This window comes from Mesorhizobium sp. USDA 4775 (assembly GCF_054062655.1).
Window position 1 is genome coordinate 2,574,163 of record NZ_JBSSFM010000001.1, and the last position, 11,976, is coordinate 2,586,138.

10 protein-coding genes are annotated in these 11,976 nt (G+C 64.8%); 3 read left to right on the forward strand and 7 right to left on the reverse strand.

Translation table 11 applies throughout. The annotated features are described in order from the left end of the window. Positions 1-51 precede the first annotated feature (51 nt). Positions 52-1,380: a dicarboxylate/amino acid:cation symporter gene (locus ACVILI_RS12345; RefSeq protein WP_019856792.1), complete on the reverse strand. Its 1,329-nt coding sequence runs from the start codon at positions 1,378-1,380 to the stop codon at positions 52-54. Positions 1,381-1,674: 294 nt separating this feature from the next. Here ACVILI_RS12345 and ACVILI_RS12350 point away from each other — a divergent pair, with 294 nt between their 5' ends. The 3 genes from ACVILI_RS12350 to ACVILI_RS12360 all read left to right on the forward strand — a co-directional run bounded on the left by ACVILI_RS12350 (position 1,675) and on the right by ACVILI_RS12360 (position 5,367). Beyond that, entirely contained in the window at positions 1,675-3,495 is a 1,821-nt protein-coding gene (locus tag ACVILI_RS12350) for a sensor histidine kinase (protein ID WP_019856793.1), read from the forward strand. Next, on the forward strand, positions 3,492-4,877 hold the full coding sequence (locus ACVILI_RS12355) for a sigma-54-dependent transcriptional regulator (protein WP_038645200.1): 1,386 nt from the start codon (positions 3,492-3,494) through the stop codon (positions 4,875-4,877). Before ACVILI_RS12350 ends, ACVILI_RS12355 begins: the two co-directional genes overlap by 4 nt. Before the next feature lie 67 nt (positions 4,878-4,944). Next, positions 4,945-5,367 (forward strand): GNAT family N-acetyltransferase, encoded by a 423-nt coding sequence (locus ACVILI_RS12360; RefSeq protein WP_038645202.1) that lies wholly within the window; start codon positions 4,945-4,947, stop codon positions 5,365-5,367. Here ACVILI_RS12360 and ACVILI_RS12365 read toward each other — a convergent pair. Genes ACVILI_RS12365 through ACVILI_RS12390 form a run of 6 tightly spaced genes read right to left on the reverse strand, consistent with a single transcriptional unit; the run spans position 5,364 to position 11,893 of the window. After that, the gene (locus tag ACVILI_RS12365; protein WP_038645204.1) at positions 5,364-6,479 is read right to left on the reverse strand and encodes an anhydro-N-acetylmuramic acid kinase; all 1,116 of its coding nucleotides are present in this window, start codon (positions 6,477-6,479) and stop codon (positions 5,364-5,366) included. The two genes, ACVILI_RS12360 and ACVILI_RS12365, sit on opposite strands and share 4 nt — an antisense overlap. A gap of 10 nt (positions 6,480-6,489) precedes the next feature. Beyond that, a complete protein-coding gene (locus tag ACVILI_RS12370; protein ID WP_457102458.1) occupies positions 6,490-7,509 on the reverse strand; it encodes a serine hydrolase domain-containing protein in 1,020 nt (339 codons plus the stop codon). Beyond that, positions 7,506-9,254, reverse strand: a complete 1,749-nt coding sequence (locus ACVILI_RS12375) for an ABC transporter ATP-binding protein (RefSeq protein WP_038645208.1) — start codon at positions 9,252-9,254, stop codon at positions 7,506-7,508. The genes ACVILI_RS12370 and ACVILI_RS12375 overlap by 4 nt, the downstream gene beginning before the upstream one ends. Beyond that, a complete protein-coding gene (locus ACVILI_RS12380) occupies positions 9,251-10,090 on the reverse strand; it encodes an ABC transporter permease (protein WP_038645210.1) in 840 nt (279 codons plus the stop codon). Before ACVILI_RS12380 ends, ACVILI_RS12375 begins: the two co-directional genes overlap by 4 nt. Beyond that, complete coding sequence (locus ACVILI_RS12385) at positions 10,090-11,037, reverse strand: ABC transporter permease (RefSeq protein WP_276315469.1); 948 nt, start codon at positions 11,035-11,037, stop codon at positions 10,090-10,092. The genes ACVILI_RS12380 and ACVILI_RS12385 overlap by 1 nt, the downstream gene beginning before the upstream one ends. A 22-nt stretch (positions 11,038-11,059) precedes the next feature. After that, on the reverse strand, positions 11,060-11,893 hold the full coding sequence (locus tag ACVILI_RS12390) for an IS5 family transposase (protein WP_457102429.1): 834 nt from the start codon (positions 11,891-11,893) through the stop codon (positions 11,060-11,062). Between the last annotated feature and the right edge of the window lie 83 nt (positions 11,894-11,976).

Sequence of the window (11,976 nt, forward strand, 5' to 3'; positions counted from 1 at the left end):
GGCCGGAGGCATCACCGCCTCCGGCCTTTTTCATGCCATTCGCTGCGCCAACTATTCGGCGGGAACAATATCAGCCGGCAGGCTGTCGTCGGCCGTGCCGGCCAGGGCTCTCGCCAGCTTTGCCTCGTCGAGTTCACCTTCCCAGCGGGCGACAACCAGCGTGGCGACGGCATTGCCGATGAAGTTGGTCAGCGCCCGGCATTCCGACATGAAACGGTCGACGCCGAGGATCAGCGCCATGCCGGCGACCGGCACCGAAGGCACGACCGAAAGCGTCGCGGCAAGGGTGATGAAGCCGGCGCCGGTGATGCCGGCGGCACCTTTCGAGGACAGCATCGCCACCAGCAGCAGCAGGATCTGGTCGCCCATCGACAGATGGATGTTTGTCGCCTGCGCGATAAACAACGCGGCCAGCGTCATGTAGATGTTGGTGCCGTCGAGGTTGAAGGAATAGCCGGTCGGGATGACCAGGCCGACCACCGAGCGCTTGGCGCCGGCCTTTTCCATCTTCTCCATCAGCGAGGGCAGGGCCGCTTCCGACGAGGACGTGCCCAGCACCAAGAGCAGCTCTTCCTTGATGTAGCGCAGCAGCGCCAGAATGGAAAAGCCGTTGTAGCGGCAGACCGCGCCGAGCACGACGAAGACGAACAGCAACGACGTCGCGTAGAAGGTGCCGACCAGCATGGCGAGGTTGATGACCGAACCGATGCCGTATTTGCCGATGGTGAAGGCCATGGCGCCGAAGGCGCCGATGGGGGCGGCCTTCATCAGCACGCTGACCAGCTTGAACATCGGCGCCATCAGCGCCTGCAGGAAGTTGAACACCGGTGCGCCCTTGTCGCCGACCAGCGCCAGCGCGATGCCGAACAGCACCGAGAAGAACAGCACCTGCAATATGTCGCCATCGGCGAAGGCGCCGACGATCGTGCCTGGGATGATGTTCATCAGGAAGCCGGTGACCGACTGGTCATGCGCCTTGGCGGCATAGGTGTTGACGGTCGAGGCGTCCAGCGTCGCCGGGTCGATGTTGAACCCGGCGCCCGGCTGCACGACATTGGCGACGATGAGGCCGATGATCAGTGCCAGCGTCGAGAAGGTGAGGAAGTAGAGCATCGCCTTGCCGGCGACACGGCCGACCTTCTGCAGGTCACTCATGCCGGCAATGCCCGTCGCCACCGTCAGGAAGATCACCGGGGCGATGATCATCTTGACCAGCTTGATGAAGGCGTCGCCGAGCGGCTTCATGCTTTCGCCGATCGACGGATAATAGTGGCCGAGCAGGATGCCGACGGTGATCGCCACCAGCACCTGCACGTAGAGTTGGGCATAGAGGGGCTTGCGCTGCGCGGCAGCCGCGCCCGATTGGTCTGCGATGTGCATCGAACTCTCCCTGGCCGGATGGACGGAACCCGCCCTGCGTGACTTCTCCCATCGCGGCGTTCCGGTCGCCCGCCGCTGGCAAGGAGTTTTGCAAGCGCTGTGCCAGATCGGGGGAAGCCCGGAATGCCGGGATTCCGGGCTTTGTTCGGCGTCCTGCGGGGGAAGCGTGTGCGGATTTCCGCACAGGTGGCATTTGCCTGGGCGGAATTTCGCATTAGAGTGGCGGGTGCTAGGAAAAGGAGAGGGCAGACGCCGCAGACAGGCACCGATAGGGGCTCCGCAGCCGGTCGTGAAATGCTGCGCGAGGCGGTGGCGCGGCTGCGCGATGGCCGCTGGCTTGTCGTCGTCGTCGCCCTCGCGATCCTGGCAGGCGCGATCGCCGTCGCGGGGCGCATCGCCACCGGCCAGGCGACCACTGACCTGCGCGATGGCGCACTTGCCGCCTTGCCGCTGGCGGCGGGAACGCTGACCGGCGAAATCGAAAAACAGCGCCTGGTTCCCTTGGTGCTGGCGCGCGACGATGCTGTGCGCGGGGCGCTGCGCCGGGCCGGGACGATGCAGGAAGCGGCCCTCAACGACAAGCTCAAGGCGATATCAGGCGACGCCTCGGCGTCCGCCATCTATGTCATCGACACGGCGGGCATCGCGATATCGGCCAGCAATGCCGGCGAGCCGACCAGCTTTGTCGGCATCGACTATAATTTCCGCCACTATTTCAACGAGGCGATGGCAAAGGGTTCGGCCAGCCAGTATGGGCTCGGCACGATTAGCGGCCGGCCGGGACTCTATCTTTCGAGCCGCGTCGACGACAACGGCAAGCCGCTGGGCGTCGCAGTGCTGAAGGTCGAGCTTGACGGCGTCGAGGCCAATTGGCGCTCCAGCGGGTTTCTCGTTTTCGTCACCGACGAACGCGGCGTCGTACTGGCCACCAGCCAGCCCGAGTGGCGGTTTCATGCCCTTGCGCCGCTTTCGGCGGAGGACGCCGCCGCTGCCCATGAGCAGCTGCAATTGCCGGACGCCGGTTTCGAACCTCTGCCGATACGGCGAGGTGCCGGCGACGGCCTGGCGACTGTCGACGGCCCCGGCAAACCGCGCCAGTTTGTCGAGGTGGTGCAGGATCTGCCCGGTGCGGTTCCCGGCTGGCGCCTTTGGCTGCTGACGCCGGCGGATGCGGCTCTCTCGTCCGCCGCCAACACGGCGCGGCTGACGACGCTGCTCGGGCTGCTGCTGACCGGCCTGCTAGCCTACGTATTCACAAGGCGCCGCCGCACACGCCGTCTGCGGCAGGAGGCGCTGGCGCGCATGAATGCCGAGCTTGAAAGCCGGGTCAGCACACGCACGGCCGAGCTGACCCGCTCCAACACCGCGCTTGCCGGCGAAATCGCCGAGCGCGAAAATGCCGAGGCCAAGGTCCGCCGGCTGCGCGACGATCTCGCTCAGGCCAACCGGCTCTCCATTCTCGGCCAGATCGCCGCCGGCGTGGCGCATGAGATCAACCAGCCGGTCGCCGCGATCCGCACCTATGCCGAGAATGCCTGCCGCTTCCTCGAAACCGGCAAGACCGAACCGGCGAGCGGCAATCTGAGCTCGATCGTCTCGATGACCGAACGCATCGGCGCCATCACCAACACGCTGCGCACCTTCGCCCGCCGGCCCGGTGTCGCCGCTTCGCCGCTGCCGGTGCGCGAGGCGATCGACGGCGCGCTGTCGCTGCTCTCCGGCCGCATCCGCGATTCCGGCGTCACCATCGTCAAGCCGCAAGGCGACGCGTCGCCGATGGTGATGGCAAGCCGCATCCGGCTGGAGCAGATCCTCGTCAACCTCTTGCAGAACGCGCTCGACGCCACGAAGGACCAGCCCGATCCCCGCATCGACATCGACCTCGCCGAACGTGGCGACAGAGTGCTGATTTCGGTGCGCGACAACGGCCCCGGCCTCGGGCCGGAAGCGGCCGGCAATCTGTTCATGCCGTTCCAGACCACCAAGGAGAAGGGGCTCGGCCTCGGGCTGGTGATCTCGCAGGAGATTGCCCAGGAATTGGGCGGCACTTTGCGGCTCGATCCCGACAGCGCCAAAGGCGCGTCCTTCACCATCGATTTGAGGCGAATTGAATGAACGAGGGATCAGGGCGGGTGGCGCTCGTCGACGACGATGCGGACCTGCTTCATGCCACCACGCAATTGCTCGAACTTGCCGGCTTCACCGTGGTGGCGCGCGATGCCGCCGAGGCCGCGCTTGCGGTCGTCGACAGGGACTTCGACGGCGTGGTGGTTAGTGACATCCGCATGCCGGGAATGAACGGGCTGCAGCTGTTCGATCGTATCAAGGCGATCGACCCTGATATACCGGTGATCCTGGTCACCGGGCATGGTGATGTCGATCTTGCTGTCGCCGCGCTCAAGGACGGTGTCTACGATTTCATTCCAAAACCCTATGCCGGCGATCGCCTCGTCGAGGCGCTGAGAAGGGCCTCGGAGAAGCGGCGGTTGGTGATGGAGAACCGCCGGCTGCGCGAGGCCGCCGCGCTTGCGGCCGACGGCCTGCCGCTGATCGGCGAGGCGCCGGCCATTCGGCGGTTGCGCGAGACCTTGCGCCAGATCGCCGACATGGATGTCGACGTTCTGGTGGAGGGGGAGACGGGAACCGGCAAGGAGGTGGTGGCCGACCTCCTGCACCGGTGGGGCCGGCGTCGTTCCAAACCCTTCGTGGCGCTGAATTGCGGCGCCTTGCCGGAGACCGTCATCGAAAGCGAACTGTTCGGCCACGAGGCCGGCGCGTTCACCGGCGCGCAGCGGCGGCGAATCGGCCGCGTCGAGCATTCCAGCGGCGGCACGCTGTTTCTCGACGAGATCGAATCCATGCCGCCGGCCCTGCAGGTCAAGCTGCTGCGGGTGCTGGAAACACGCAGCCTCACCCCGCTCGGCTCGAACGAGACAAGGCGCATCGATTTACGGGTCGTCGCGGCAACCAAGGTCGATCTCGGCCGGCAGGACCAGCGTGGCGATTTCCGCGAGGACCTCTATTTCCGCCTCAACGTGGTGACGCTGCGCATTCCGCCGCTGCGCGAGCGGCGCGGCGACATTCCAATGCTGTTCGGCCATTTCCTCGGCAAGGCAGCGGAACGGTTCGGCCGTCCTGTCGCCAAGGTGAATGCCGCGGTCAGCGATCATCTCCAGTCGCATGCCTGGCCGGGCAATGTCCGCGAACTTGCGCATTTCGCTGATCGCGTCACACTCGGTCTTGGGCCTGATGACGAGACGAAAGCTGTTTCCCCGCAATCGGCGGAGCCAGCCGCCTCGTTGCCCGAACGCGTGGGCCACTACGAGGCGCAGCTCATCCGTGACGCGTTGCGCGACCATGGCGGCGATGTGCGCAGCGCCATCGACGCGCTCGGCGTGCCGCGCAAGACTTTTTACGACAAGCTCAAGCGCTACGGCATTGCCGCATCCGAATTCCGCAACGGCGGCGATCCGCACCCTGTTCGGGAGCAGACATAGAAATTGCGCAAGAGCCTCCTGCTCCGTAACCCTTCATCCCATCCAGCCTAGCTTTCCGGAAAGAGCCATGCACACGACACTCGAAACAACGGCAAACCCCTTGCCGGAGGACCTTGCCTTTCTTGCCGAACGGCTGACGGCGTTCAATGACGGCGATGTCGGCCCGTCCGAAAGAAAGGCGCTCGCTGTGTTCGTGCGCGACGAGGATGGCGCAGTCGTCGCCGGCATTTCGGGCTACACCGCCTGGGGCTGGCTCTACGTGCAATGGCTGTGGGTTGATGAAAGGCTGCGCGGTCAGCACATGGCCGGCCGGATGCTGGACGCGGCCGAGCAGGAAGCCTTGGCGCGCGGCTGCAACAACGCCTGGATCGACACCTTCAATCCGAACGCCGCCAAGGTCTACCAGCGCCAGGGCTATCAGCCCTTCGGCACGCTGGCCGATTTCCCGGTCGGACGCAGCCGGATCTTCCTGCGGAAGAAACTGGCTTAACCGGCCAGCTTTCCGCCGCGCATCGGCTGCGGCGCGCCAGTGGTGCTTGGAAAGCTGATCGGCAGGCCGCGCAGCACGCGCACCGCCAGGAAGGCAAAACACTCGGCCTCCACCGCGTCGCCGCTCCAGCCTAGGCTTTCCGCCTGCACCACCTCGACGCCGGCGCGGCTGGCGAGCATCGCCATCATCGTCGGATTGTGCCGGCCACCGCCGCTGACCACCAGTTTCCTGGGCCGGCTTGGCAAGAGATCAAGCGCCTTGCCGACGGCGCCGGCGGTGAAGGCGGTGAGCAGGGCGGCACCGTCCTCGGCATTGAGGCCGTCGGCCATGGCGGCGCCGAAATCGAAACGGTCCAGCGATTTGGGGTAGGGCTTGCTGAGATAAGGATGCTGCAACAGCTTGGCGAGCCGGGCCTCATCGACCGTTCCCGCACGGCCAAGCGCGCCATCGCGGTCCATGTCGCCGAGCCCCTTCGATTTGATGAAATCGTTGAGCGGCGCATTGGCCGGTCCGGTGTCGAAGGCGACGACATTGTCGGCGCCGTCCCACCAGGTGACGTTGGCGACGCCGCCGAGATTGAGCACGGCCACTTCGCCGCTGGCGCCGGCGCTGCGCATCAGCGCGGTGTGATAGGCGGCGGCCAGGGGCGCGCCTTGCCCGCCGGCGCGCATGTCGGCCGAGCGAAAGTCATAGGCGACCTTGGTGCCCAACAGGGCATGCATCAGCTCGCCGTCACCCAATTGCCGCGTCTGGCCGAGTCGTCCCACCTGCGGCGCGCGATGCAGCACCGTCTGGCCGTGAAAGCCGACGACGCCGATATCGGCCATCGTCATGCCGTAGCCCTCGACCAATTCCTTCACCGCCGCCGACTGGGCACGCGTCAGCGCTTCCTCGGCCTTGCGGAAGATCGCCGGTTCCGGCCCGACAAAATTCCAGGCCCGCGCCGCCGTCAGCGTCTCTTCCAGCAGCGAGCGGATCGACGGGGGATAGGGCATCAGCCGGTAGGTGCCGAAGTCGTCGATGCGCTCGCCATCGGTCTTGATCAACGCGACGTCGATATTGCCGTCAAGCACCGTGCCCGTCATCAGGCCGACGGCCCAGATTGGTTCCATCATCTAGCTCCTAAAGTCCGTTGACGAGATCGCCGACCGTCTGCCGCAGCGGGATGATTCCGCTGTCGAAATGACGTGTCGGATGGATCCGGTTGGTGAGCAAGGTCCAGGCCTTGCCGCTGTCGAAATCGATCCACAGTCCGGTGCCGGCAAAGCCGGTGTGGCCGATCGTTCCCAGGCTGCACAACTTCCCGCCGGACCAGCCGTCATAGGGGCGCTCCCATCCATGGGTGCGGGTGGCGGAAAGGGGTGTGCGCATCAGCGTGATCGACCGTGCGGAAGCACCGCTGCCGTCCAGCAGCCCTTGTGCGAAATCCAGCACCGAAGCTGCCGTGCCGAACAGCCCGGCATGACCGGCGCCTTGCAGCGCCGAGCAATTGTCGTCGTGCACCTCGCCGGACAGCACGCGATGACGCCAGGTGCAGTCCTCGGTCGCCGCGGCGGCATCCGGTTCCGTAGACCAGGCAAATCCGGGGCCGGGGGCCATGTCGCGGATGGTCCTGGCCGACAGCCGCTCAAGGGCAAAGCCGAGCAGGATGAAATTGATGTCGGAATAGACGGGTTCACGGGCTCGCCATTCGCGCTGCAGGATGAAGGCGCGCAGCAATTCGGGATCGCGCCCGTAGGTGTAGATCGGTTCGACGGCCGGAAACGGCGTCTGATGGCCGAGGCACTGGCGAAACGTCACCTTCCGCTCCCACGCCGATTGATCGTACTGGCGAAGGTCGGGCAGCACCGAGATTAGCGGCGCGTCGAGATCGATGACGCCGTCCTCCGCCAGCGCCAAGATGCGCGGCGTGGTGAAGATGACCTTGGTCAGCGATGCCAGGTCGAACCAGGTTTCGACGGTCATTGGACGCTGCTTGGGCACGAGTTGCGCCGAGCCGATCGCCCTGACGATGCGGTGGCCATTGCTGTCGACAATGCCGAGCACGCCGCCGGGAATCCGCTTGGCAGCCACTGCGGCTTCCAACGGTGCGAACGCGCGGTCGAAGAGCTGTTGAAGATCGGCCGAAAGAACTGAAGTCACGCCTCAACCCTCGCCATATGGTCGCTCCCGAACCGCTCCCACAGCGCCGGCGCCGGCTCGAAACCCTGCGGGCGCACGAGCGAGGGAACCTGGCGTGTGTCGATCTCGAAATGCTCGCGCCGCCGGTCGATGGTCGGAACCGCTGCGATCAGTTTCTTCGTATAGGAGTGCTTCGGCTTCGACAGCACCGAGGCCGCATCGCCGATCTCGACGATCTGGCCGGCATAGATGACGGCGATGCGGTGCGCGATCCGCTCGACCACTGCCATATCGTGCGAGATGAAGAGATAAGCCAGCCCAAATTCGCGCTGAAGCTCGACCAGCAGCTCCAGCACCTTGGCCTGCACCGAGACATCGAGCGCCGACACGGCCTCATCGAGAACGACCACGGACGGGTTGAGCATCAGCGCACGCGCGATGCACAGCCTCTGCCGCTGGCCGCCGGAGAATTCATGCGGATAGCGCTCCAGGCTATTCCTGGGCAAGCCGACGCGTTCCAGCAGGCTCGCCATTTTGGCGCGTGTCTCGGTGTCCACACGACCACCGTTCGCGATCACCGGTTCTGCCAGGATGCTCTCGATGGCCAGCCTCGGATTGAGCGAGGCATAGGGATTCTGGAACACCATCTGCACGGGCTTGGCGCTGCGCTCGGCCGAAGCCTTTCGTGCGCCGACCGAGAAGCTGCCGCGCGTCGAGCGCACCAGCCCAAGCACCGCCTTCGCGGTGGTCGATTTGCCCGAACCGCTCTCGCCGACGATGGCCAAAGTCTCGCCCGGCATCAGGTCGAAGTCGACGCCATCGACGGCATGCACGGCGCCGGTGGCGCGGCTGAAGAAATTGCTCTTGAGGGGAAACCGCACCACCAGTCCGTCGACCTTCAAGGCCGGTTCTGCGTGTGGATCCTTGTCGCGTTGTCCGTCCGCGCGGGTCGCGCCTCCCCTCGCAAAATGCGGCACGTCCTGCAGCAGATGCTGGGTGTAGGGGTGCCGCGGCCTGTCGAGGATCTGGTTCAGCTCGCCTTGCTCCACGGCCTGCCCGTTCTGCATCACCACGACCTTGTCGGCGATGCCGGCAACCAGGCCGATATCGTGGGTGATGAAGATCACAGACATGCCTGTCTCGCGCTTCAACTCGGCCAGCAGCGCCATGATCTGCGCCTGCACGGTGACGTCGAGCGCGGTGGTCGGCTCGTCGGCGATCAGCAGGCGCGGATTGCAGGCGAGCGCAATGGCGATCATCACCCTTTGCAGCATGCCGCCCGATAGCTGGTTTGGCGTGTATTTCAGCCGCCTTGCGGCATCGGGAATGCGCACGCGGTCGAGCGCATCTTTGGCCGCCGCCGTGGCTTGCCGGCCGGTCAGTCCGCGGTGCAGCCGGAACGATTCCTCGATCTGCGAACCGATGGTCAGCACCGGGTTGAGCGAGGTCATCGGCTCCTGGAAGATCATGCCGATTTCGGCGCCGCGAATGCCGCGTAGCTGCGGTTCGGCGGCGCTCGTCAGGTCGAAGAGACTGCCGTCGGCCCGCTTCAGCTTCATCGCGCCGCCGGTGATGCGGCCGCCGCCGAAATCGATCAGCCGGTTGATCGACAGCGCGGTGACGGATTTGCCGGAGCCGCTTTCGCCGACAATGGCCAGTGTTTCGCCATCGGCAAGGTCGAAGCTGATGCCGCGCACCACTTCATTGGCTTGCGGATCGCGGCCGAAGCCGACGTGCAGATCGCGAACCGACAACAGCGGCGTCATGCCGGCGCCCTCCGCATCCTGGGGTCGAGGATATCGCGCAAGGCGTCACCCAGCAGGTTGAAGCCGAGAATGCTGATCATGATGGTCAGTCCTGGAAAGATCATCAGCCAGGGCGCGGTCTCCATCAGATTGCGGCTGTCGCTCAGCATCAGGCCGAGCGAGGCGGCGGGCGGCTGCGTGCCCAGCCCGAGGAAGCTCAGGCCGGCTTCGGTGAGCAGCGCCCAGGCCAGCGCCAGCGTCACTTGCACGGTCAGCGGCGCCACCAGATTGAGCAACAGATGGCGCGTGACGATGTAGCTCGAACTGCTGCCGAAGGTGCGCGCGGCATCGACGAATTCGCGGGCCTTGAGCGAAAGGGCAGGGCCGCGCACCACGCGCGTGAAGATCGGCGTGTAGACGATGCCGATGGCAACGACGCTGGTCCAGGTGCCTGGCCCGGCGACGGTGACAATGAGCAATGCCAGAAGGATCGCTGGGAAGGCCAAAAGCACATCCATGATGCGCATCACCACGCCGTCCCAGCGGCGTCCGAGCCAGGCTGCCGCCAGCCCCAGCACGGTGCCGGCAAAAGTCGCGAAGGCCACCGAGAAGAAGGCGACCGTGAAGGATTGGCCGATGCCGGCCATCAGCCGGCTGGCCACGTCGCGGCCGAACAGGTCGGTGCCCATCCAGTAGGCGCCATTGGGTGCGTGCAGCCGGTCGACGCGGAACTGCGTGATCGGATTGTGCGGCGTCAGCCCGAACAGGCCAAGGATGGCGATCAGCAAATAGACGCTGACGATGACGCCGCCGATACGGCCGCTGCCATGGCCGAAGATAGCGCGCAGGGTGCGCATCACTGTTCTCCCAGCCGGATGCGCGGATCGAGCCCGACATAGGCGAGGTCGACCAGGAGATTGACGATCATGAAGTTGAAGGCGATGAACAGCACAGCGCCTTGCACCAGCGCGTAGTCGCGCTGCAGGATGGCGTCGAGCACCATGCGTCCGAGGCCGGGCAAGGCATAGATCTGCTCGACGATGACGGCGCCGCCGAGGAGATAGCCGAATTCAATGCCACTCAGCGTCACCACCGGGATCAGCGCATTGGGGAGCGCGTGCCGCCAGATGACGCTGCGCGCCGAAGCGCCCTTGCTGCGCGCGGTGCGCACATAGTCGTCGCTCAAAACGTCGAGCATGGCCGAACGCGATATGCGCGTGACCGACGCGGCGAAGGCAAAGCCGAGCGTGATCGCAGGCAGGATCAGCTGGCTGAGATTGCGCAAGGGATCCTGCCAGAGCGGCGCGAATTCGCCCATCGCCGGCAGCACGCCGAAGCCGGCCGACAGCGTGTAGATGATCAAGAGGCCGAGCACGAAGCTCGGCGTCGACTGGCCGGTCATGGCAACGATGCGCACCCCAAGATCGGACGGTTTTTCGCTATGCGTGGCGGCGTAGATGCCGGCCGGCATGCCAACGGCAAGCGCGATGATCATCGACAGCAGAGCCAGCTCCAGTGTCAGCGGAAAGCGTTCGAGGATGACGTCGAGCACCGGCCTGCCATAGGTGACCGAAATGCCGAAATTGCCGTGCAGGATGCCGCCGATCCAGCGCCAGTACTGGACGAACCAGGGCTGGTCGATGCCGAAATAGGCGGCGAGCGAATCCCGCTGTGCCGGCGTCAGCAGCCCGGCTTCGGTGCCCAGCATCGCCGTGATCGAATCGCCCGGTACCATCCGGATCGCAACGAAGACCAGGATGGACACGCCAAGCAGGACGAGAGGAAACGTCGCCAGTCGTCGCATAAGAGTCGGACTCGAAAAGAGGTCAATGATAGCAATATCTTGAGAGACGGCGCGTGATGAGGCGTATGTGGGCGATCATGATCCACGCCTCGGCGGAAGCGACGGATTTCTCGAAGTCCTTCGCCAGCCTTCTGCATCTGCCGAGCCATGCGAAGGTCCGTTCAACGACCCATCTGCGCGGTAGAACCTCGAAGCCCTTTGCCTTGTCGGATCGCTTGATGATTTCCAGTGTCCAGTGCCCGATTTTCCGCAGTCGCCTTTTCAGCTTGTCACCCGCGTAGCCGCCATCGGCAAAGACATGCAGCAGCCAAGGCCATCTTTGGCGGATGGATTTCAAGAGGTCCGGAGCACCGTCCCTGTCCTGAATGTCAGCGGTATGGACCATGAGACCGACCATCAGGCCGAGCGTGTCGACAAGGATGTGACGTTTGCGTCCCTTGATCTTTTTTCCGGCATCATAACCCCGAATGCCGCCGCTTTCGGTGGTTTTCACGCTCTGGCTGTCTATGACGCCTGCCGTCGGGCTGGCCTCTTTGCCTTCCAACTCGCGTGCTTCCATCACGAGATGATGGTTGATCCGGCTCCACAGACCCGTTGCTCTCCATTCGTAGAAATAACGCTGAACGGTTGAACAGGGCGGGAAATCCTTCGGCAGCATACGCCACTGGCAACCCGTCGAGGCGATGTAGAGCAGCGCGTTCAACACCTCTCGCAAATCTGTGGTGCGGGGACGCCCGACACGTCGCGCCGCTGGCAGAAAGGGCTGCACCAGGCTCCATTCACGATCCGTCAGATCGCTTGCATAACGGGTCGCGCGCCGGGCATAGTGCCGACGGGTGATTTCAGTCCAGGCCATCGTGAGCTCCATCGAATCTTTGCAAATCCGACGGAATCACAACCTATTGAAATCACCCACTTCTTTTTGAGGCAGTCTCTCAG